The 22,198-nt window shown below is 43.3% G+C and carries 24 protein-coding genes; 18 read left to right on the forward strand and 6 right to left on the reverse strand.

Annotated features, from left to right (window positions below; genetic code table 11):
* Positions 1 to 225: 225 nt before the first annotated feature.
* The 8 genes from mltG to J7E35_RS06510 all read left to right on the forward strand — a co-directional run bounded on the left by mltG (position 226) and on the right by J7E35_RS06510 (position 8,475).
* Positions 226 to 1,377 carry an endolytic transglycosylase MltG gene (mltG, locus tag J7E35_RS06475; protein ID WP_214778110.1) on the forward strand — a complete coding sequence of 384 codons (1,152 nt, stop codon included), beginning with the start codon at positions 226 to 228 and terminating at the stop codon, positions 1,375 to 1,377.
* A 300-nt stretch (positions 1,378 to 1,677) separates the two neighbouring features.
* Positions 1,678 to 2,316, forward strand: coding sequence for an O-methyltransferase (locus J7E35_RS06480; protein ID WP_214778112.1), 639 nt, complete (start codon positions 1,678 to 1,680; stop codon positions 2,314 to 2,316).
* 5 nt (positions 2,317 to 2,321) lie between these two features.
* Positions 2,322 to 3,251 carry a peptidase U32 family protein gene (locus J7E35_RS06485; protein WP_214778114.1) on the forward strand — a complete coding sequence of 310 codons (930 nt, stop codon included), beginning with the start codon at positions 2,322 to 2,324 and terminating at the stop codon, positions 3,249 to 3,251.
* A 27-nt stretch (positions 3,252 to 3,278) separates the two neighbouring features.
* Complete coding sequence (locus J7E35_RS06490) at positions 3,279 to 4,547, forward strand: peptidase U32 family protein (RefSeq protein WP_214778122.1); 1,269 nt, start codon at positions 3,279 to 3,281, stop codon at positions 4,545 to 4,547.
* Between the two features lie 4 nt (positions 4,548 to 4,551).
* Positions 4,552 to 5,187, forward strand: coding sequence for a uridine kinase (gene udk, locus J7E35_RS06495; RefSeq protein ID WP_214778124.1), 636 nt, complete (start codon positions 4,552 to 4,554; stop codon positions 5,185 to 5,187).
* 207 nt (positions 5,188 to 5,394) lie between these two features.
* Positions 5,395 to 5,871 carry a transcription elongation factor GreA gene (greA, locus tag J7E35_RS06500; RefSeq protein ID WP_214778126.1) on the forward strand — a complete coding sequence of 159 codons (477 nt, stop codon included), beginning with the start codon at positions 5,395 to 5,397 and terminating at the stop codon, positions 5,869 to 5,871.
* 56 nt (positions 5,872 to 5,927) lie between these two features.
* Positions 5,928 to 7,703, forward strand: a complete 1,776-nt coding sequence (locus J7E35_RS06505; protein WP_214778128.1) for a peptidoglycan D,D-transpeptidase FtsI family protein — start codon at positions 5,928 to 5,930, stop codon at positions 7,701 to 7,703.
* Between the two features lie 85 nt (positions 7,704 to 7,788).
* Complete coding sequence (locus J7E35_RS06510; protein WP_214778130.1) at positions 7,789 to 8,475, forward strand: YrrS family protein; 687 nt, start codon at positions 7,789 to 7,791, stop codon at positions 8,473 to 8,475.
* 38 nt (positions 8,476 to 8,513) lie between these two features.
* Here J7E35_RS06510 and J7E35_RS06515 read toward each other — a convergent pair whose 3' ends face one another.
* Complete coding sequence (locus J7E35_RS06515; RefSeq protein ID WP_214778132.1) at positions 8,514 to 8,720, reverse strand: YrzA family protein; 207 nt, start codon at positions 8,718 to 8,720, stop codon at positions 8,514 to 8,516.
* Positions 8,721 to 8,879: 159 nt separating this feature from the next.
* Here J7E35_RS06515 and J7E35_RS06520 point away from each other — a divergent pair, with 159 nt between their 5' ends.
* The 4 genes from J7E35_RS06520 to J7E35_RS23210 all read left to right on the forward strand — a co-directional run bounded on the left by J7E35_RS06520 (position 8,880) and on the right by J7E35_RS23210 (position 13,208).
* Complete coding sequence (locus J7E35_RS06520; RefSeq protein ID WP_214778134.1) at positions 8,880 to 10,175, forward strand: amidohydrolase family protein; 1,296 nt, start codon at positions 8,880 to 8,882, stop codon at positions 10,173 to 10,175.
* A gap of 112 nt (positions 10,176 to 10,287) precedes the next feature.
* Positions 10,288 to 10,992: a 5'-methylthioadenosine/adenosylhomocysteine nucleosidase gene (locus J7E35_RS06525; RefSeq protein ID WP_214778136.1), complete on the forward strand. Its 705-nt coding sequence runs from the start codon at positions 10,288 to 10,290 to the stop codon at positions 10,990 to 10,992.
* Positions 10,993 to 12,462: 1,470 nt separating this feature from the next.
* Positions 12,463 to 12,717, forward strand: a complete 255-nt coding sequence (locus J7E35_RS06530) for a YrhC family protein (RefSeq protein WP_251009380.1) — start codon at positions 12,463 to 12,465, stop codon at positions 12,715 to 12,717.
* 269 nt (positions 12,718 to 12,986) lie between these two features.
* Entirely contained in the window at positions 12,987 to 13,208 is a 222-nt protein-coding gene (locus tag J7E35_RS23210; protein WP_353050339.1) for a YrzI family small protein, read from the forward strand.
* 717 nt (positions 13,209 to 13,925) lie between these two features.
* Here the strand turns inward: J7E35_RS23210 and sigK are convergent.
* Positions 13,926 to 14,648: an RNA polymerase sporulation sigma factor SigK gene (gene sigK, locus J7E35_RS06540; RefSeq protein ID WP_214778138.1), complete on the reverse strand. Its 723-nt coding sequence runs from the start codon at positions 14,646 to 14,648 to the stop codon at positions 13,926 to 13,928.
* 269 nt (positions 14,649 to 14,917) lie between these two features.
* Between sigK and J7E35_RS06545 the strand changes: the two genes are divergently transcribed.
* The 4 genes from J7E35_RS06545 to J7E35_RS06560 all read left to right on the forward strand — a co-directional run bounded on the left by J7E35_RS06545 (position 14,918) and on the right by J7E35_RS06560 (position 17,453).
* Positions 14,918 to 15,319, forward strand: a complete 402-nt coding sequence (locus tag J7E35_RS06545; RefSeq protein ID WP_041965171.1) for a DsrE/DsrF/DrsH-like family protein — start codon at positions 14,918 to 14,920, stop codon at positions 15,317 to 15,319.
* Between the two features lie 120 nt (positions 15,320 to 15,439).
* Positions 15,440 to 15,679 (forward strand): sulfurtransferase TusA family protein, encoded by a 240-nt coding sequence (locus J7E35_RS06550; RefSeq protein WP_023627220.1) that lies wholly within the window; start codon positions 15,440 to 15,442, stop codon positions 15,677 to 15,679.
* A gap of 62 nt (positions 15,680 to 15,741) precedes the next feature.
* Positions 15,742 to 16,878: an NAD(P)/FAD-dependent oxidoreductase gene (locus J7E35_RS06555; RefSeq protein ID WP_214778140.1), complete on the forward strand. Its 1,137-nt coding sequence runs from the start codon at positions 15,742 to 15,744 to the stop codon at positions 16,876 to 16,878.
* Between the two features lie 14 nt (positions 16,879 to 16,892).
* Complete coding sequence (locus tag J7E35_RS06560) at positions 16,893 to 17,453, forward strand: helical membrane plugin domain-containing protein (protein ID WP_214778142.1); 561 nt, start codon at positions 16,893 to 16,895, stop codon at positions 17,451 to 17,453.
* 185 nt (positions 17,454 to 17,638) lie between these two features.
* Here J7E35_RS06560 and J7E35_RS06565 read toward each other — a convergent pair whose 3' ends face one another.
* Positions 17,639 to 17,995, reverse strand: a complete 357-nt coding sequence (locus tag J7E35_RS06565; protein ID WP_214778144.1) for a group I truncated hemoglobin — start codon at positions 17,993 to 17,995, stop codon at positions 17,639 to 17,641.
* 91 nt (positions 17,996 to 18,086) lie between these two features.
* Positions 18,087 to 18,758 (reverse strand): response regulator transcription factor, encoded by a 672-nt coding sequence (locus J7E35_RS06570; RefSeq protein ID WP_214778146.1) that lies wholly within the window; start codon positions 18,756 to 18,758, stop codon positions 18,087 to 18,089.
* 178 nt (positions 18,759 to 18,936) lie between these two features.
* Here J7E35_RS06570 and J7E35_RS06575 point away from each other — a divergent pair, with 178 nt between their 5' ends.
* The gene (locus J7E35_RS06575; RefSeq protein ID WP_170029993.1) at positions 18,937 to 19,083 is read left to right on the forward strand and encodes a hypothetical protein; all 147 of its coding nucleotides are present in this window, start codon (positions 18,937 to 18,939) and stop codon (positions 19,081 to 19,083) included.
* A gap of 12 nt (positions 19,084 to 19,095) precedes the next feature.
* On the opposite strand, the gene J7E35_RS06580 is transcribed toward J7E35_RS06575, so the two are convergent.
* Positions 19,096 to 19,251, reverse strand: coding sequence for a hypothetical protein (locus tag J7E35_RS06580; RefSeq protein ID WP_214778148.1), 156 nt, complete (start codon positions 19,249 to 19,251; stop codon positions 19,096 to 19,098).
* 399 nt (positions 19,252 to 19,650) lie between these two features.
* On the opposite strand from J7E35_RS06580, the gene J7E35_RS06585 reads away from it, so the two are divergent.
* Complete coding sequence (locus tag J7E35_RS06585) at positions 19,651 to 21,432, forward strand: M3 family oligoendopeptidase (RefSeq protein WP_214778150.1); 1,782 nt, start codon at positions 19,651 to 19,653, stop codon at positions 21,430 to 21,432.
* A gap of 127 nt (positions 21,433 to 21,559) precedes the next feature.
* Here J7E35_RS06585 and pssA read toward each other — a convergent pair whose 3' ends face one another.
* Positions 21,560 to 22,099, reverse strand: a complete 540-nt coding sequence (pssA, locus tag J7E35_RS06590; RefSeq protein ID WP_214778152.1) for a CDP-diacylglycerol--serine O-phosphatidyltransferase — start codon at positions 22,097 to 22,099, stop codon at positions 21,560 to 21,562.
* Positions 22,100 to 22,198: the final 99 nt, after the last annotated feature.

A 22,198-nucleotide genomic window follows, 5' to 3' on the forward strand; every position in this document is an offset into this window, starting at 1 on the left:
AGGTATCGTATCGAGTTATTGAAGCCCAGCACTACTAATTAATGAGTCGGTTATATTCATATAAAAACAAGCGTGAATTCGCTGCCGAAATTTAGGTTAATTTGTCGTCTGCAGTATTTTTTCGTAATTATTTGCAAATAAAAATAGAAATTATAGTATAATGGTTCGAGATGTGATATTAGAGAGTATCCAGGAAGTAAGTTTTTGTTAACTGGAGGGGGAACTATGTCAGACGAGAAAAATATAAAAGATTCGAAAACAGATAAAAAGCAATTGATTGCTGAAAAGCTGGTTGAACAGCAGAAGGAAGCGAGAATCGTTAGGAAGATTGTCTTCATCACCTCGATCGTGGGGATTCTGCTCATTGGGGCAATTGGCGGGGGCGGCTATTATTATATCAAGGAAGCCCTGAAACCAGTGGATGAGAGCAGCAAGAAAACAGTGGACGTCAATATACCGATAGGCTCCTCAACAACCGGAATCGGACAAATTCTCGAGGATGAAGGGATCATCAGGGATGCCAGAGTCTTTAAATATTATGTGAAGTTTAAAAACGAAGCCGGCTTTATGGCGGGCGATTATAAAATGAAGCCTTCCATGACGCTTCCTGAAATCATCACAAGCTTGAAAACCGGGAAGGTCATGCAAGAAGTTGTCATGAAAATAACGATTCCCGAGGGTAAGCAATTAAAGCAGATTGCTGGGATTATTGCCGAAAAGACACAGCAGGACGAGGAAGAGATTTTCAAACAGCTGAACGATAAAGAATTCATCAATAAGATGATGGGCAAATACCCTGATGTTCTCACAGAGGAAATCCTGAAAGATAATGTCAAGTATCCGCTTGAAGGCTATCTTTTCCCGGCAACTTATCCTTTTTATTCAGAAAAGCCGACAGTCGAGGAAATAGTAACTGTCATGCTTACAAAGACGAAGGAAGTGCTCGGTGAATTCAAGGGGCATATGGAAGAAAAAGAACTGACTACACATGAATTGATGACGATGGCATCGCTCATCGAAGAGGAAGCTACTGAGAAAGTAGACCGCGATAAAATCGCCAGCGTGTTCTACAACCGCCTTGAAGATGGAATGATGCTGCAGACAGACCCAACTGTTCTCTATGCGCATGGAGAACATAAAGACAGGGTGTTTTACAAGGATCTTGAAATCGATGATCCATATAATACCTATAAAATTCAGGGTCTGCCACCGGGTCCAATCGCCAATCCGGGGCTAATGTCAATCGAAGCTGCGCTTGCACCTGCTGACACAGATGATATGTATTTCCTTGCCACCTCTACAGGGGAAGTGCTCTTCTCTAAAACGCTCGCAGAGCATAACCGCAAAGTGAATGAACATATCACAAACAAGAAATAACTGTAAATTTAAGGGAAATGCAGAAAGGTTAGCATTTCCCTTCTTATTGTGATAAAATAATACAAGTGTTTTTTTGTAGTAATATTACTGTCCAGTGTGGGCTCTCGATGGGAGCTCAGATTCATTTGATAGCGTGTATTGCAGAAGTAGGAGTTGTGGCTTTTAGCTTATGAACCTGTAGGCAGCATTGCCTGAAGGTGTTCCTCTTAACCTGTGAACGCTATTTTTTTCATGTTCGGATAGTCATTTAAAAATATCTACTCTTGCTGAGATTCAGCTTTTGAATAGAGGTGAAGCAGCTTGCTTAGTCAAGAGCTGCAAAGTTATATAGATACTTTAATACAGCCCAGGAATGGCCTCCTGTTAGAGATGGAGGAATATGCAGATCAAAATGGTGTCCCGATTATGGAGCCGGCAGGTATTGAAACCATGCTGCAGCTCTTAAGAATACAGCAGCCGAAAGCGATTCTGGAGGTAGGAACGGCAATTGGCTATTCCGCACTAAGGATGTCGTTCGCCCTGCCGCAAACAAAGATCGTTACTTTGGAACGTGATGAGGAACGGTTTAAGCTTGCTGTTGATTATATTAAGAGGGCAGACAGGCAGCAGCAGATCATCCAAATCAGTGGAGATGCGCTTGAGCTGGTTGAGGAAGTTGCCGGCTATGCTCCGTTTGATGCCATTTTTATTGATGCGGCCAAAGGGCAGTATAAGCGCTTTTTCGAAATGTACTCCGGGTATTTGAAACCAGGAGGAATGATCATTACGGATAACGTCCTTTTTAAAGGGCTTGTATATAATCAGGAAGCCGATAGCAGAAGACTTCGCAGCCTGGTAAAAAAAATAGATGAATTCAATCGCTGGCTTGCTGCCAATCAGGAGTATGATACTGTCATCCTTCCGATTGGCGATGGTATAGCGATTAGTAAGAAGAGGTGAACGGAATGAATAAACCTGAATTATTGGTAACTCCAAAGAGCGTTGAGGATATTATTCCACTCGCAGAGGCAGGAGCAGATGCTTTCTTGATTGGTGAACAGAAATTCGGCCTGCGCTTAGCTGGCGAGTTTAACCGTGAAGATGTAAAGCAGGCGATCGAACAGGCTCATTCAAAAGGCAAGAAAGTGTATGTCGCTATGAATGCGTTATTTCATAATGAAAAAGTGGACTTGCTTGGTGATTACCTGACTTTCCTTAAGGATGTCAATGCGGACGGAGTCACATTCGGCGACCCTGCTGTTTTGATGGCCGCAAAGGAATATGCTCCGGAAATGAAGCTTCATTGGAGCACGGAAATAACAGGCACGAACTGGTATACTTGCAACTATTGGGGCAGAAAGGGTGCTAAACGCGCCGTTCTTGCAAGGGAAATCAATATGGACGCGATTGTTGAAATCAAGGAAAATGCCGAGGTTGAAATTGAGGTACAGGTTCACGGAATGATGAATATGTTCCAGTCAAAACGCTCGTTGCTCGGACATTACTTTGAATATCAAGGCAAAGCGCTGGAAGTTGAAAACCGAAAACAGGAACGCAATATGTTTCTTCACGATAAAGAGCGCGAGAATAAGTACCCTATTTTCGAAGATGAAAATGGCACACATATTATGAGTCCTAATGATATTTGCATTATTGATGAACTGACGGAGCTTGTGGAAGCCGGGATCGATTCTTTTAAAATTGACGGCATCCTGAAGAGCCCTGAATATATTCTTGAAGTAACGAAGCTTTACCGTAAAGCCATTGATTTGGCTGTTGAGGATCAAGATCAATATGATGAAGAAAAAGACGGGTTGCTTGATGAGGCGGAAGCACTGCAGCCGCCAAACCGGCCGCTGGATACAGGATTCTTTTTCAAAGAGACGGTTTATTAACAGAGAGAACAATAAGGAGGTTGCATGATGACAGCAGTAGCAGATAAAATCTCACAGATTGTTGACGGAAAACGCGTGATTGTCAAAAAACCAGAACTGCTTGCGCCAGCCGGAAATCTTGAGAAACTTAAGATTGCCGTCCAATATGGTGCAGATGCCGTCTTTATTGGCGGACAGGAATATGGCTTGCGCTCGAACGCAGACAATTTTACTTTTGAGGAAATGAAGGAAGGCGTGGAGTTCGCCAAGAAATACGGAGCAAAAATCTATGTTACAACAAACATCTTTGCACATAACGAAAACATCGATGGGCTTGAGGACTACCTTTTAGGCTTAAAGGGAGCCGGCGTGCACGGCATCATCGTTGCTGATCCATTAATCATCGAAACTTGCCGCAGGGTTGCACCTGAAATCGAGGTCCACCTGAGCACACAGCAATCCCTTTCAAACTGGAAGGCTGTCCAGTTCTGGAAGGAAGAAGGTCTGGAGCGAGTTGTTCTTGCGCGTGAAACAAGTGCTGATGAAATCAAGGAAATGAAGGAAAAGGTAGATATCGAAATCGAAACCTTCATCCACGGTGCAATGTGTATTGCTTACTCAGGCCGTTGTACATTGAGCAACCACATGACGGCACGCGATTCGAATCGCGGAGGCTGCTGCCAGTCCTGCCGCTGGGATTATGATTTGTATACACTTGAAGGAAATGAAGAGAACGCTTTGTTTGCAGAAGGCGACTCACCTTTCGCGATGAGCCCTAAGGACCTTAAGTTGATTGAATCAATTCCGCGCATGATCGAGCTTGGCATCGACAGCCTTAAAATCGAAGGCCGCATGAAGTCGATCCACTACATTGCAACGGTAGTCAGTGTATACCGCAAAGTGATTGATGCATATTGCGCGGATCCTGAGAACTTCGTTATCAAGCAGGAATGGCTTGAGGAATTGGATAAATGTGCAAACCGTGAGACAGCAACTGCCTTCTTTGAAGGAGTTCCAGGGTATAAAGAGCAAATGTTTGGAAACCATAGCAAAAAGACAACTTTTGATTTTGCCGGCCTAGTGCTTGATTACGATGCTGAGACACAAATGGTGACACTTCAGCAAAGGAACTACTTCAAGCCTGGCGACGAGGTTGAATTCTTTGGGCCTGAAATCGAGAACTTCACTCATGTTGTCGAGAAGATTTGGGATGAAGATGGCAATGAACTGGATGTTGCCCGCCATCCGCTGCAAATCGTCAAGTTCAAGATGGACAAGCCTGTCTACCCAAATAACATGATGCGGAAGGAGAAGTAAATCAATGGACCGCAAACCTGTTGTAATTGGTGTAGCCGGCGGCTCCGGCTCAGGAAAGACTAGTGTAACAAAAGCAATATATGATAGCTTTAAGAGTCAATCAATCCTGATGATTGAACAAGACTACTATTACAAGGACCAAAGCCATCTGCCAATGGAAGAGCGTTTAAAAACAAATTATGACCATCCGCTGGCATTTGACAATGATCTGTTGATCGAGCATATCCAAAAGCTGCTCCGCCACGAGGCGATTGAGAAGCCGGTTTATGATTATGCCGTCCATACTCGATCAAGCGAAGTTGTCCATGTTGAACCGAAGGATGTTATCATCCTTGAAGGAATCCTGATCCTTGAGGACGAAAGATTGCGCGATCTGATGGATATCAAGCTTTATGTCGATACAGATGCCGATCTGCGGATCATCCGCAGGCTGCTTCGAGACATCAAGGAGCGCGGCCGTTCAATGGACTCGGTCATCGAACAGTATGTGACTGTGGTTAGGCCGATGCACAACCAGTTCATCGAACCGACGAAGCGTTACGCAGATGTGATCATTCCGGAAGGCGGCCACAACCATGTTGCGATCGACCTGATGGTAACAAAAATTCAAACAATTCTTGAACAAAAATCATTTTTATGACACAATAGCATAGATAATGTGGACATGGAAGTACTTGAATAAAGTGCTTCCTTTTGTCCAATGAGAAATAAATGGCCTGAAATGGCTCTATTTAAATCGCGCGCCCTGCCCAAGGACGCGCTCCTGTATATTTTTCAGGATACATAATATAATATTACACAATCTATTTTATTGGGGATTTGTGAAGACTAGAAGGAGTGAAGTATTTTGGCTACAGAAAAAGTGTTTCCTATGACACAGGCAGGAAAAGAAAAGCTGGAACAAGAATTGGAACAATTAAAGACTGTTAAACGAAAAGAAGTTGTTGAGAGAATCAAGATCGCTCGCAGCTTTGGCGATCTTTCAGAGAACTCTGAGTACGATTCCGCAAAAGAGGAACAAGCCTTTGTAGAAGGACGTATCACGACTCTTGAAAATATGATCCGCAATGCAAAAATCATCCAGGAAAATGAAGTGAGCACAGATGCAGTCAGCCTTGGCCGTACAGTGACTTTCGTCGAGCTTCCTGATGGCGATGAAGAATCTTATACAATAGTAGGAAGCGCTGAAGCTGACCCGTTTGAGGGCAAAATCTCGAACGACTCTCCGATTGCGAAAAGCCTGATGGGCAAAAAAGTAGGGGACGAAGTGACTGTCCAGACTCCTGGCGGTGAAATGAACGTTCGCATCACGACAATAAAGTAAATACCATATGTTTGAAACCTCGGCACCTCGTCAACACTTTTGACGAGGTGTTTTTTATGCGAAAAAAAAGAATGGTGGCATGGATTTCCATTTGTATAGCTGCCTTTTGTCTGCTGATTTTAAGGCTGGCCCAGCTGCAGTTATTTGAAACGGAATCCTTTTCCAGGCATGAAATTAATCTTATAGAAGCAAGCGTCAAGCAAAGGTCGCAGGAAATGGTCGTAGATAATGGGAGAGGAAACTTCCTCGACCGCTCAGGGGCCCCTTTATCCTATGAAACTTCGTCCGTTCTCGTCCTGTTCCCCTTTTTAAAGAAGATGGACTGGGAAGCTGACAAGGTTGCGCGTACTCTAGGCATATCTGTATACTCATTGAAAAAAGCAGTGGAAAAGTCCAAGGAACCATTTGCTTTTGGCGATCCGGACCCGGTGATTTTGACAAAGAGTCAGATGGAAATTATTAATGAGCTGGAAATCCCGGGAGTTTTTGCCGTTGAGCGGAAGTATCCAATGGAGAAAGTGCCGGCTGCCCAGCTTCTGGGTATCATAGGCGAGAATGAAGCACTTCTAAAATCAAGGTATGGCGAGAAAGATTTCCTGCCAAGAACCTTGATTGGTCTCTCCGGATTGGAAAAGAGCTTTGACGAGTTCCTTGTTGCTGAAGGGAAATCAAAGCTGGTTTATCATGTCGACGGAGAAGGAGCGCCACTATTCGGGATTAATGTAAAATACATTGACCCAGCAAATCCTTTTTATCCAATTAACCTCCAGACTTCAATAGACAAAGACCTGCAATTGCTTTTAGAGGACAAAGTTGATTTGCACAACATCAACAGAGGCGGTGTGGTGCTTCTCGATATTGAAACAAACAGTATACTGGCAATGGTGTCAAGGCCTGTCATAAATCAGGGAAAACCCTTCGATGATGAAGGAATAGAAAATATGATGGTCAAGCAGCATATACCCGGTTCCATCTTTAAAACGGTTGTTGCGGCGGCAGCGATCGATCAGGGACTTGATGATCCAGCCAGGAAATTTGATTGCAGCAAAACAATCAGCGGTGCACCAGATTTGAAATATGACTATGGAATGCTCAATTTCACTGATAGCTTTGCAGTAAGCTGCAACAGGGCTTTTGGAGAAGTGGCCAGGGAGCTTCAGGAGCAGGACCCCAATATGCTCGAAAAATACGCAGAGAAGCTGTCAATCACTGGCGGTACAGGATGGAAGGGTGATATTTTCAATCTTGAAGATTTCAGCCAGCTTCAGGACGAGGAAAAGGGAAGGGTCTTTTTATCTGATGAAGCACGGAAAGATAAAAATTTTGCAGCTTTATCGGGAATTGGCCAGCATGAAGTAAGGGTGTCTCCCCTCGCCGTTGCGAACATGATGGCTACAATCGCCAGGGGCGGGGAAAAAGACATGATCAGGGCTGTTCTGTCCATCCAGTATCAAAATGGTGCTGAAATGACTGAATTTCCTAAACAGAAGCTTGAAGGAGACAAAATATCTCCATTCACCGCGATGAAACTACAAAAGCTTTTACGAGAGGTTGTTGTGAATGAGCAGGGAACGGGTAGGTGGTTCAGGGACTTGCCGTATGCCGTGGCGGGAAAGTCTGGAACAGCGGAAACCGGGATTTACAATAATAGCGACAAGCAGCTGCATAATAAGTGGTTCGCCGGATATTTTCCCTATGAAAAACCTAAGTATGCTCTTGTAACTGTCAACTTAGGGGTTTTAGAAGATGAAGGCGGTGTGAATCCCCTTTTTGCAGATATAGTAAAAGAGGTGTATGCATTTAACCATGCTGAAGGTCCTGAAAACAATTGAGCCATCATTAGATGAATATAAAATCCTTCAAGTTTGCCCCCAGTCATGGTAGAATGTTGACAACCTTATAAGGGAGGGAAAGATCTTGAAGCACGATGATTATGATAACCTAAATGAGGGGACACGTTCACGATTAAGGGCTAAGCGCAGAAAAACGAACCTTATTTTAAATAGCTTGATTGTTGTCGTCATTTTGTTAATTGGAATTGTCTCATTTAACATTTTCTTCAGCAATGATGAAGGGGCAGCCGATCAAAACGGTGTTGCGGCCGAGAAGGATAAGGACGCAGCCTCTCCAGATAAAAAAGAGGACACCAAGGATACGGCCAAAAAAGACGATAGCCAGGATTCAGATAAGGAAGCGGCTGATGAAACAGAGTCAGAAGAGGCTGTTGATGAGTCTGAAAATGATGAAGAATTGGCTGATCCAATTGTGACTGAGGGCGGCAGTGATGCCAATGTGAAACAAACAATTGAAAACCCTGAATGGAAACCCGTCGGTACTACCCAATCCGGCGAACATAATACCGTATTCGACCAAAATGCAGTAGATTGGCAGGAAATGATTCTGGCCTATTCCTACGCTACCGGAATCAATAAAGACAACATGACAGTATGGTGGAATGAAAATGGCGGTGCGCCTAATACAGCGGTTGGAACGATTTCTGAGAAAGGCAGTGACCAGACATTCAGAGTTTGGATTCAGTGGGTGGACGGCGAAGGCTGGAAGCCAGTAAAGGTAGAAGAATTGATTCAAAACGATAAGCGATAAAGATGTAAAGGGAAAGGGGCGAAAGAATGGCAGCCCCTTTATTTTTTTGCCTTGAAGTGGACAACAGCGGAATAGAACAGCCTTCCTTTATCATCTAGATGCATCTGGTGGGACACATGATGGACAGACAGCATGATCGCTTTATTGATTTCGATTTGCTTATTGATTTTTTTTTCAAGAGCTTTTAAATCGACCGCTTCAAAAAATTCAACCTTGTCTTCTATCAGTTCAAATTGGAAATCCATATATTCCTTCTCCTTTTGATTCAACAGTATCTACACAAAATAAAATAGCAAATTCTCTATAAAAATGAAACTTATTTTGATAAATTAAAACGGCAGGCATATTTTAATGACTAGCACCAGATTCTAGTAAGTAAGTGTTCTTACATAGGAGAGATTAATATGACGAGGAAGATATTTTATAATGGGACGATTGTTACGAGTAACACAGAACATGCAGTGATCGAGAATGGGGCTATTGCCGTTGAAGGGGAGAAAATCATCTTTGTGGGCATCACGCCTGATGATTTTACCTCTTATGAGGAAAAAGTAGATTTAAAAGGGAATACCCTGCTCCCTGGCCTGGTCAATACCCATGGACACACGCCGATGTCACTGCTGCGAGGCTATGCGGATGATTTGCATTTGCAGACATGGCTGGAGGACAAAATTTGGCCGCTTGAAGCTAAATATACACCTGAACATGCAAGATGGGGTGCGAAGCTATCTATCCTTGAAATGATCCGCACTGGTACAACGACATTTGTTGACATGTATGACAATATGGATGAGGTCGCAATGGCAGTTGAGGAAGCAGGCATCCGTGGAGTGCTGTGCCGGGGTGTGATAGGCTTTGGTTCGGAGGAACTTCGACAGAGCAAGCTTAAGGAAGCGGCAGATTTTGCGAAAAGCTGGAATAACGGCGCCAATGGAAGGATTGCGACGATGCTGTCACCTCACTCCCCGTATACCTGCTCACCAGAGTATATCTCCCAGATCATTGATAAATCGGCCGAGCTGAATGTTCCGCTGCATACTCATATGTCCGAAACGAAATTTGAAGTAGATAAGAATATCGAGGAATACGGCGCTACACCGGTACGCCACCTGGAAAAGTTAGGATTCTTTGAACGGCCTTCGCTTGTCGCCCATGCGGTGCATGTGAATGACGAAGATATTCAAATCCTCGCGGAAAAAGATGTGAAGGTATCACATAATGTCATCAGTAACCTCAAATTGGGCAGCGGCATTGCCCCGATTGGCAAAATGCTGGAAAAGGGAGTGACCGTCAGCCTTGGGACAGACAGTGCAGCTTCCAACAATAATCTCGACTTATTTGAAGAGCTGAAAGCTGCCGCGACGATCCATAAAGGATTTGCCCAGGATGCGACGGTAATCACCGCTCAGGAAGCTTTGAGGATGGCTACGATCCATGGAGCAGAATCCCTCTGGCTGAATGATCGGATTGGATCTCTTGAAGCAGGAAAAGACGCAGATTTTATCGTCGTAAATTCCAATCAGTCTTTCTTTTATCCTAAGCATAATCCAGTTTCCCACCTTGTTTATTCCGGGTCTGGACGGGATGTAAAGGATGTCTATGTACAGGGAAAACAAATTCTTGCCAACGGACATTTTACAACGATAGATGAAGAAAAAGTACTCTATGAAGCAAATCGAATGTCGAAACTCCTGTCATGAAATTTTACATAGTTAGTAAATGGACATAGGGGATAGGACGAAAAACAGTCGCAGAAGCCAGGAGAGACCGGAAGTTAGATAAAGAACTTATTATAAATTGGAGGACAAAAAGATGAGCAGAATTGGTATTATTGGTGCAATGGATGAAGAAATACAGCATATCCTCGACGCCATGAAGGATTATGATGAGAAAAAGAAAGCAGGCATCACTTTCTATGTCGGCACCTTCAATGGGTATGACATTGTACTATGTAAATCTGGTGTAGGGAAAGTGAACGCGAGTGTATGTACTCAAATCCTGATTGATGAATTCTCTGCATCCGAGATTGTTTTCACAGGCGTAGCGGGTGCTGTAAATCCTGACCTGAGAATTGGGGACATTGTCATCTCCACTGATTGTGTGCAGCATGATATGGATGTTCGTGCACTGGGCTTCAAACTAGGGGAAATCCCATATACGGAAGTATCTGTATTTAAAGCCGACGGGCGTTTGGTGGATTTGGCAATTTCAGCAACCGAAGAAATTGTTGCGGATAAGAAAATTATCAGCGGGAGAATACTGTCAGGCGATCAGTTCATCGCCGACCGTGATAAGGTAAAGTTTCTTTATGAGGAGCTTAATGGATATTGTACAGAAATGGAAGGCGCAGCCGTGGGACAAGTATGTAGCATGAACAGCATCCCATTCGTGATCATTCGTTCAATGTCTGACCAGGCAGACGGCTCAGCAGACGTTAACTTCCTTGAATTTACGAAACTCGCATCCAAGAATTCTTTCGAGATCGTCAATGAGATGGTGAAGAACTGGAAGAATTAATGAATGTGAATCTTTTTTTAGCGTGGAATTTATTCCACGCTATTTTTTCTGGAGGAAAATTGGAGAGGGGGCGCAGGTTCGGACAAAATCAAAGGGAAGTCCGCTAGTTTTGTCCAAAGTAGCCTTAGGTTCGGACAAAAACAAAGGGATGTCAGGTAGTTTTGTCCGAAGTAGTCCCAGGTTCGGACAAAATCAAAGGGAAGTCCGCTAGTTTTGTCCGAAGTAGCCCCGGGTTCGGACAAAATCACAGCTGGAGCAGCTAGTTTTGTCTGAACCAGCCCTAGGTTTGGACAAAATCACAGCTGAAGCCGCTAGTTTTGGCCGAAGTAGCCCTAGGTTCGAACAAAATCAAAGGGATGTCAGGTAGTTTTGTCCGAAGTAGTCCCGGGTTCGGACAAAATCACAGCTGGAGCAGCTAGTTTTGTCTGAAGTAGCCTTAGGTTCGGACAAAATCACAGCTGAAGCCGTTAGTTTTGTCTGAAGCAGCCTCAGGTTCGGACAAAATCAAAGCTGGAGCCGCCAGTTTTGTCTGAAGTAGCCCTAGGTTCGGACAAAATCAAAGGGAAGTCCGCTAGTTTTGTCCGAAGTAGCCCCGGGTTCGGACAAAATCACAGCTGAAGCCGCCAGTTTTGTCTGAAGTAGCCCTAGGTTCGGACAAAGTCACAGCTGGAGCCGCCAGTTTTGTCTGAAGTAGCCCTAGGTTCGGACAAAATTAAATGGATGTCCGCTAGTTTTGTCCGAAGTAGCCCCAGGTTCGGACAAAATTAAAGGGATGTCCGCTAGTTTTGTCCGAAGCAGCCCTAGGTTCGGACAAAAACAAAGGGATGTCAGGTAGTTTTGTCCGAAGTAGTCCAGGTTCGGACAAAATCACAGCTGGAGCAGCTAGTTTTGTCTGAACCAGCCCCAGGTTCGGACAAAATCAAAGGGAAGTCCGCTAGTTTTGTCCGAAGTAGCCCTAGGTTCGGACAAAATCAAAGCTGGAGCCGCCAGTTTTGTCCGAAGCAGCCCTAGGTTCAGACAAAAACAAAGGGATGTCAGGTAGTTTTGTCCGAAGTAGCCCTAGGTTCGGACAAAATCAAAGCTGGAGCCGCCAGTTTTGTCCGAAGTAGCCTTAGGTTCGGACAAAATCACAGCAGGAGCAGTCAGTTTTGTCCGAAGTAGCCTTAGGTTCGGACAAAATCTCAGCAGGAGCAGTCAGTTTTGTCCGAAGTAGTACCAGGTTCGGACAAAATCAAAGGGAAGTCCGCTAGTTTTGTCCGAAGTAGCCCCGGGTTCGGACAAAATCAAAGCTGAAGCCGCTAGTTTTACCCGAAGCAGCAGCTCTGGTGCATCCGAAAATATTAACGTAACCTTAATCTCCTCACAAAATATCTCAACTCACCCATTTTCCAAAAATTACATACGTAAAAAACGTTTAAAAGATGTTACAGTAGGGTTGTGGTTAAGTCTATTAAAATGCAGGTGATATTAATGAAGGCTAAGCAACTCTATGAGAAAATGGTTGACGTTAAACAATTTGCGACAGTCCTGCTTGCTGTAGGAGTTTTCTTTTATCTTGGAACGATCCTTCCGTCTGAAACGAAAGTGATGACAGATATATATATTGCTACTGGTGCGTCCATCGTGTTTCTTGCTGGTTCTATCGTATTTTTTTCTTTTGCGAAAAAATACCGCAACGAGCTGATTGAGTCAGAAGAAGGCCAGGAGTTATTAATGAAGAAATAAAACGTCCTTTGGGCGTTTTTTTTGTTGGATTTTGACGAATGCTTTTTGGGAAAATCGGGCAAAAAAAGGTTTACAAATTAAAGTAAAGTGGATATACTTACCAGTGTGGTTAAATAATTCAAAAGGAGGTCGAGTGAAATGATCATGAATGGATACTGGGATAACGCACAAACTTCATATCGCAATACGCATTCGACCGGATCGGAATGGATTATTTAAGCTGTTTTTTGACACTTATACATCCATGGCCGCAGGGAGAATCGTGCCCTGTGGCTTTTTTGTGCCCATTTTGCCGCAGGGGAGGAATCCTTGCGGCTTTTTGGGGTGGAAATAAAAAAGGAGGTGAACCGATTATGACCTTAAATATCTTGTTCTTTACAATTACAATTAACAAACGCCAAATGTCTTTGGAAGAGATTCGCCATAACGAAATGGTAGAAAAAATGGTTGAAGACAACAAAACTCGTCAAACAATGCTGCGCCTGTTTTAATTCATTTGAATAATCAACTAAAGAAAGGTGGAATGAAAATGGTTTATCTAATTCAAAGAAGACTGGCTAGCTTATGGGTGGAGAAGGACACCACCTAACGACGGGGTCGGGAGGTAATCTGTATGTCACTGCACGTATTGCTGTTAACACTAATATTCAGGAAAAAGAAATCCCATCGTTAACAAAATGTTCACAACCTCTTCCTTTTAGCACCGTCATTATATGGTAAATTTGGTGTAAATACGGGTGAATGCTGAAGGGGTGATAGGCATGTTCTTGATTGTCATGGGATTGGTGATCTGCGGCGCTGTCGGTCTCGTAGTTGCTGCAGAAGTAAGCGTGGAATAGAGTTTCTGAAGGTATCAATCCAATTTGGGTTGATACCTTTCTTGTGGTTAAGGAATTTATAAAAGTTATTGAGTTGTGGATAACTCTCTGAAGTTTTCTTAATCCAGCTCCAGCGCCTAGCCCCTCGAGTCGCTTGTCTAGCTGCGGCTCCTAATTCCTCGAGACGCTTCGTTCCTGCCAATGAAGTCAAAGAACGACTTCACTGTCAGGCCCTCCGAGGCACACGATGTGCTAGACCCGCCAGCCACAGGACGTGGCGTCATAGGCGGGCAGCGCTTGTCGGGGCTTAACGAGGCACTTGCGCTTTTTGTTCTTTTCCCTGGATAAATTGATACTGAAAAAACCCGGAGCGTTGCCCGGGTTTCTGCGTTACTTCCCTTTATTCTTCTTCTTTTCTTTTTCCGCCCGATAAAATTCATGGAACATCTTCATCAATGCCCTCTTCTCGATCCTGGATACATAACTTCTTGAGATGCCAAGTTCTTTCGCAATTTCACGCTGTGTTTTTTCCTTCTTTAAATCAAGGCCAAATCGGCCAACAATGACCTCTTTTTCACGCTCATCGAGGACATCGATATATTCTTTTACTTTTTCAAGCTCCATATTGAGCTGGATGGTATCAATGACATCTTCTGATTCTGACTTCAGGACATCGATGAGCGAAATTTCATTTCCTTCTTTGTCCTGGCCGATGGGATCGTGCAATGATACATCCTTCTTGGTTTTCTTCAATGCTCTTAAGTGCATGAGGATTTCATTTTCTATGCATCTGGCAGCATATGTTGCGAGTTTGGTGCCTTTGCCTTCCGAATAGCTTTCAATAGCCTTGATCAGACCGATTGTTCCGATAGAAATCAAATCCTCCGAATCCTCGCCGGTGTTTTCGAATTTTTTCACGATATGTGCGACAAGCCTCAGATTGTGCTCAATCAGCATATTTCTTGCGTGTGGATCGCCATTAGCCATCAACCTTAAGTACTTTCGCTCATCAGCTGCAGATAACGGTTGAGGAAATGCATTGTTTTTAACATACGAAACAAGAAGGATCACTTCTTTAACTAAGTACCCGAGTGCTGCTAGTATGCCCGACATGTTTCCACCCCCGCATTTTTAGGCTTTCGCCTATAATAAATTCCTATGTCTGAAGGGGGACGATTGTGTCTGTCCGCATAAATATTTTATATTGGAAATTTAAGCCAGAAAAATATTTTGTAGAAGCAAGAGATAATTCTATGAACACCTTGTTTTGTCACTTTTTAGACTAAGAAAGTTCACATAAAAGAAACAGACATAGACATAGGGGTATAGGTATAATTCAAGTGTAAGGTAAATCATTCGAATTTATTAGGAGGAAATAAATTATGGAACAACAAGCTCCATCTTTAGCCGTTATTTTATTATCAGAAGATCTTGAGAAGCTGCATGCTGGTGCATTGGTCGGATCAGTCGCATCAATGTCAGGCATGACTGTGAATGTCTTCGTCACGATGAACGCATTAAAATCTTTCCGCAAAGACAGCTTTGAAACTACTGATTTTATCACTGGAACTATTGGCAAGGAAATGCTGGCTAAAAAGATCCCATTATTTGATTCACTTTTACAGGAAGGAAAAGATATGGGAGAACTTAATATTTACGGCTGCGCATTAGCGATGGACATCATGGATTGGCAAGAAGAAGACATGATTGATGTATTTGATGGAGTAATCGGGGTTACGAAATTCCTTGGAATGACTCAGGGAGCAACAGTTATTACAATGTAAGCTGCAGAAGCAGGAAAAAGTGGATGGCGTGCAGGCCTTTCAACCTTTTCCCCTTCATGCAAAAATATAAAATCTTTTCTAATTTTAACATAACACTTAACTATACAGGAGGAAAAAATCATGAGTGAAGTACAAGTAACTAAATCAATCGATGCAAGAGGGGCATATTGCCCAGGTCCGTTAATGGAATTGGTAAAAGGAATCAAGACAGCACAAGTTGGCGATGTTGTAGAAGTTCTTTCAACAGATAAAGGTTCAGCAGTCGATATTCCTGAATGGGTAAACAAAATGGGCCACGAAATTGCCTACCTCGAAAATGAAGGCGATGAATTCAAGATCGCGGTTAAAAAGGTAAAGTAAGTGATTGCTGTTTAAACAGTAAGAGCCTTCATCAAAGAATCCGATAAAGAGGTGTGGACCAAATGACAAAGAAAATCGTCGTTCTTGGAGCCGGCAGCGCGGGTACTATGGTCGCAAACAGACTAGCCCGCCAGCTTGGGGAAGAAATCAAGAAGCATGAAGTCGAAGTCACGTTGATTTCCAATACAGAAAAGCATATCTACCAGCCAGGATACTTATTCATCGCTTTCAATGAGAAGCCATCCGAGCATTTCATCAGAAAGCAGGAAACACTCGTTCATCGTCATGTGAACCTGGTATATGATGATGTTGAAAAAATTGATGTTGAAAAGAAGACGGTCAAAGGCAAGAAGCAGTATCAGTATGACTACCTTGTCATCGCAACAGGATCACATCCTGATTTCGACAGTGTACCTGGCTTAAGAGAAGGAGCGCATAACTTCTATACGCTTGAAGGTGCTGAACGCCTGCGCGAGGATCTTGCAGCCATGGAAAAAGGAAAAATTCTGATCACGATTGATGTGCCGCATAAATGTCCTGCTGCTCCGCTTGAGCTTGCATTGATGCTGGATGACTATTACCGCAAGAATGGAAGACGCAAGGATATTGAAATAAAATACGCTTATCCAATCGGCCGTATCCATTCACTTGTTCCTGTTGCTGAGTGGGGCTTGCCACAGTTTGAGAAACGCGATATCAAGTACGAAACATTCTTCAACCTGGAAGAAGTGGATCCAAAGCGCAAAGTGGCCATCACAATGGATGGTTCAGAACATGAATATGACATGCTTATAACTATTCCAGCCCATACAGGCGCTAAAGCTGTGATTGATTCCGGCATCGGCGATGAATCAGGCTTCATTCCGACAAACCGTACAACATTGAAGATGATTGGCCGGGATGATGTATATGTAATTGGTGATGCTACAAATCTTCCAATCAGCAAAGCTGGTTCAACGGCACACTACCAGTCTGAATCGCTGGTTGCGAACATCATCAGCAGATTGACAGGCCGTCCTGAAACTGCTGTGTACAATGGAAAGGTCGCGTGCTTCCTTGAAAACAGCCTTGAAGATGCCAGCATGATTACATTCGATTACAATAATCCACCGCAGCCTGCAGAAACTTCCGACCTGCTGCACTGGTTCAAAGCTGTATACAATGAGCTTTACTGGTTAAATGCCAAAGGGATTTTATAGAAGGGGTGGTTGAGATGGCTACAGAAACACCTCAAGCTCAACAAAAAGACCAACATAAACTTGTCAGCTTCACCGATGCTGCCATGAATGCAGTAACCGGTGAAATGGTCTCGACGATTGCCGAAACAGGGGTAAAGATGGTCGAGATGGCCGACGATCTGCTTCAGCCTGAAACGCTTTCCTTATTAAAGGCCCTTCCTGAGGTGGCTGAGAACCTTGAGCGTACTTTAATGGAAGTAAAACGCATGGAAGAAACAGGTGTCTTGAAATCCTTGATGCAGCTTGCGGATATGGCAGCTGCCATGAAGGGTGCCATGACTGGCCCGATGGTGACAGATATGGCTGAGAAGGCAATCAAAGGTGTAGAACTTGCAGATTCCTTCGTCCAGCTTGGTGCCATTGACCTTGTAGATGGAATGCTAACTGCTTTTCATCATGCTCAAGAGGAAACAAAGGATAAAGAGCCATTGTCATCCATGCAGCTTATGAAGGCGGTCACCCAGAAAGAAACAAGGGAAGGCATGACATTGATGATCTCCTTCCTGCAAAACCTGCCTAAACAATTAAATAAATAAAGGCTGTTTTTCGCAACTGATTGTTGCTTTACGAACACATACAGTTTTCCGCATTCTTAGAGGTTTCGGGCTCTTCTCGGAGATGCTTCCGAATCGAATATGCGTCAATTGGATCTAAAAGCAACATAGTTTACGAAAACAGCGTAAATAGAAAAGGAGAGGGGATTTTCCTCTCCTTTTCTTCATTATTTATAAAGAATTTCGTTCTTCATGCCTGTCAGTTTCTCCAGTACTTCGTTGATGTCTTCTTCCGGTACATTGAATTCCCTCAGGCTAGCAGCAAGATGATTGGCGATCGCTCCAAAATGCTCATCATTAAGATTCATGCCTTTATGCGCAAGCTCCATGCTTCTTCCGGAATATTGGTTAGGCCCGCCTAATGCCCAGCTTATGAACAATGATTGGTGTCGGCGCTGTTTTTCCATGTCTGTTTCCTCGAAAAACTTATTGACTGTTTGATCAGCCAGTATTTTTTCATAAAATACATCTACTACTTTTGAAATGGCTTCCTGTCCGCTCAGGCGATCATATAAAGTCTCCATTCTATCATCCCCCTGCCTAAAAGTTAACGTCACTATTATCTCTCTTTATCCAAAGGGTTATGACTGAAACTATTTATGGCAAAAAGTTTAATCAATCAACCCACTTATAACCTACACCCCAAACGGTAGATAGATGATTGTCCGCAGCAAAACCAGATTTGCGAAGTTTATCTCTAAGGTTCCTTACATGTGAATCGATCGTACGGTCTTCTGTATCAACTCCATATCCCCATATAGTGGAAATTAAGTGTTCCCTTGTAAAGACCTTGTTGACGTTTTGCAGGAAAAGGCTTAGCAGGGCAAATTCCTTAGGGGTAAGCGGAATCAAAGTCCCGTTGAACTGCACATCATAGGAATCTATATTAAGTTTTAAACCATTGAAAGAGAGAAGGGGACTTTGGGCAGTTTGCCTCCGCAGCACTGCCTCAATTCTTGCAACTAATTCACCTTCATCGAACGGTTTGGTGATATAATCATCAGCTCCAATTTTCAAGCCTCGGACAATGTCAGGCTTCTCACTCCTTGCAGTAAGCATGATGACGGGGATATCCCAATGTTTGCGAATTTCATTGCATGTCTCCCAGCCATCCATCTCAGGCATCATGACATCAAGCAAAACGAGATCAGCGTTGTCGTTCTCGAGAAAGCTGATGGCTTCACTGCCTGAAGTTTTTTTTATGCATTTATATCCTAATGGTGTTAAATACAGCGCAAGCAAATCAACCATTCGCGTTTCATCATCTACTAACAAAATCGTAGCCATATAAAAAAACTCCTTGAAAATGTAATTGTTAAGTTCATCCTACCTTAAAAGTTTGGAAAAACTGTGCACGTATAACGAGTTTTACATAACATTTTTGAAAAGGTTCGCCAAAAGCCCAAACCAAAATGGACAGAATCCCATAAAGTAATAATAGGATATAGAAAAGGAGTGTGAAAGTATGCCTTACGGTTATTATCCACCATACGGTGCACCTTATGGAGGTTATCCGGGATATTACGGCGGAAGTGGTGTATGGTTTGCACTGTTCATCATCCTGCTGGTCATAGTCCTGATCTTTGGCGGCTGGTGGTACTTCTACGGATAGAAGGCAGAAGGTTTATCCTGCAATCAAGGGTAAACCTTTATTATGGTTAAGGAATTTATAAAAGTTATTGAGTTGTGGATAACTCTCTGAAGTTTTATTAATCCAGCTCCAGCGCCTAGCCCCTCGAGTCGTTTCGGTCCTGCCAATGAAGTCAAAGAACGACTTCACTGTCAGGCCCTCCAGCGCTTGTCGGGGCTTAACGAGGCGCTTGCGCTTGTTGTTCTTTGGCTCTTTTCTCAAACTACAAAATAGGATTGAATGACCTATGCTTCTTCACAAAAATAAAGTTTATCATGAGAAAAGAGCTTGACACTTAATTCCGCACTGCAAAATGGCTTTTTATCACGTTAAAATCGGCTTTAGGATGTTAACAACACTCTTTACGAAAACAGCCTATTATTTTGATTCCTGCTTACATTATTCCCTTACGAATAATAAAATTTTTAAGGGTAAAAACATTTTCTGCATCATCCTGCAGAATCATATCCAGAAAAACATTTGAAAAAATAGAAATTTTAGAAAAATAACATTATAATAATATAATAGAAAAAAAGGGGGTACTATTCAATGTCCAATACATACTCTGAAGTTTGGGACTTAGACGTGTTTTTTGAAGGGGGAAGTGATTCACCCGTATTCGCTGAGCACCTTAAGTCTGCAGGTAAGGAAATCGCAAGTTTCAAGAAGGAAGTTGAGAGCTGGCAGCCAGCAGACAAGAAAAGCGAGGGGAAAAGGCTGGCAAGTCTTGTAGAAATGTTTGATGGAGCAGCCAGGAAGGTAAGGCAGGCAGGGGCTTTTGTAAGCTGTTTGCATGCTCAGAATACTGGTGATAAAAAAGCCGGACAATTAAAATCGGCAGTCACAGAACTAAGTGCGTCATTGCAAACGGCGCTGACAATCTTTGACCAGAAGCTATCCAGCTTTTCGGAAAGTGTTTGGGAGGAGCTTGTCCAGGAAGGATTGTTGCATGAGCTGCGTTTTGTACTGTCAGAGCGACGCGAGCGTGCTGCGGAAAAACTTTCCGAAAAAGAAGAATCAGCAATCAATGCCTTGAGTGTAGACGGCTACCATAGCTGGGGTCAGATGTATGACCTTCTTGTTGGCAATACGAAAATCAATTATAAAGAAGAAAGTTTATCTGTCGGCCAGGCAGCCAATAAGCTCTCCGATGCTGACCGCTCTGTCCGTAAGGAGATTTTTGCTCAATGGGAAAAAGCCTGGGGAGAGAATGAGGAGGCCTTCGCAAAAACTCTTAACCATCTTGCGGGCTTTCGTTTGAATGTCTATAAACTCCGCGGCTGGGAAGATGTATTGAAAGAGCCGCTTGATATTAACCGGATGAAAAAAGAAACACTTAATGCCATGTGGGAGGTCATTTCCGACAATAAGGAGCCATTTGTTCAGTTCCTCGATCGGAAGGCAAAGCTTCTTGGACTTGAAAAGTTGAGCTGGTACGATTTAGATGCACCGATTGGCAGTACCGAGACGAAAATGTCCTATCAGGAAGGCGCAGATTTTATCATCGAGAATTTTGAGCAATTTGGCAAGGACAAGGCAGACTTTGCGAAGATGGCATTTGAAAACAACTGGATTGAGGCGGAGGATCGCCCTGGGAAGGCTCCAGGCGGATTCCATACCTTCTTCCCTGAGAGCAGCCAATCCCGGATTTTCATGACTTACTCAGGAACACCATCCAATGTTTCTACACTTGCGCACGAGCTTGGACATGGTTTCCACACTTATGCGATGAGGGATTTACATTTACTGAATCGTAATTATGCGATGAATGTTGCCGAAACTGCATCGACTTTTGCTGAAATGATTGTTTCTGATGCATCTGTCAAAAACGCAAAAACAAAAGAAGAAAAACTTGGTCTGTTGGAGGATAAAATCCAGCGTTCTGTTGCGCTTTTGATGAATATTCATTCGAGGTTCCTGTTTGAGACAAAATTCTATGAAGAACGCAAGCAAGGAGTCGTCACTGCAGAAAGACTGGGCGAACTGATGGAAAATGCACAGACAGAAGCATACGGCGGCGCGCTGGATCAGTATCACCCATTATTCTGGGCTTCAAAGCTGCACTTCTTTATCACTGGAGTACCTTTTTATAACTTCCCGTATACATTCGGTTACTTATTCTCTCTTGGGATTTATGCATTGGCCCAGGAAGAAGGTAAGGGGTATGAGGAGAAATATATTGCTTTGTTGAAGGACTCTGCTTCTATGACAGTCGAGGACCTTGCTCAAAAGCACTTGAACGTCGATCTTACGAAAAAGGATTTCTGGGAAAAAGCTGTCCGTATGTGTGTAGAGGATGTCGAGGAATTTATGGCTTTGACTGAGGAGTAAATAGCTTTGCTAAAGCGGTTCCCAAATTGGCAGCAGTAATGTCCCCCTAAAAAGAGGGAATTTGGTTACACAGGCTTCTATAGCCATAAAAAACATACGAAAACCCAGCCGTTATCAGGCTGGGTTTTTATACTTTTTTCAGCTTGAAGGGACTGACCATCAGCAGGCTGAGGGTCATCATAGTGAACAGGAATGTCTGTGGTGGAAGGAGGGGGATGGCCAGGAAGCTCAGTGTTGCCAGTACTCCTGCTGCTGTAATCGGCAATCCTGTGAAATACCCGGTATTCTCGGTGATATTGAATCGTGCCAGGCGGAAGGCCCCGCAGCCTATGTAGAAAACGATGAAGAAGGCCCCGGGAGCACCAAAATCGGATAAAATTCCCTGATAGATTAATAGTGCAGGCGCGACCCCGAATGATATAATATCACTCATGGAATCTAACTGTTTTCCAAGATCGGATTCGATATTGAGCTTTCTTGCAACCATGCCATCAAAACGATCAGCCAGAGCTGCTATAAAAATCAGTAAAAGACTTAAATTCAGATTGCCGTTGATGGCAAAGATGATCGCGAATCCGCCTAAAGAAAGATTTGCCAATGTCAGTAGATTGGCTGTCTGGGATTTTACTTTCTTGACAGTATTGTCAAGTACATCATGCAGAAACATATTTTCACTCCTCGAAATCAGAAAAGGGAACTGGCACATTGGGTTATTATATAATAATATATAATTCTAAGCTGATTATGCTTTTTCGTAAAGATTTCT

Origin of the sequence: Bacillus sp. ISL-45, assembly GCF_018613195.1 — a bacterium.
Lineage (GTDB): Bacteria > Bacillota > Bacilli > Bacillales > Cytobacillaceae > Mesobacillus.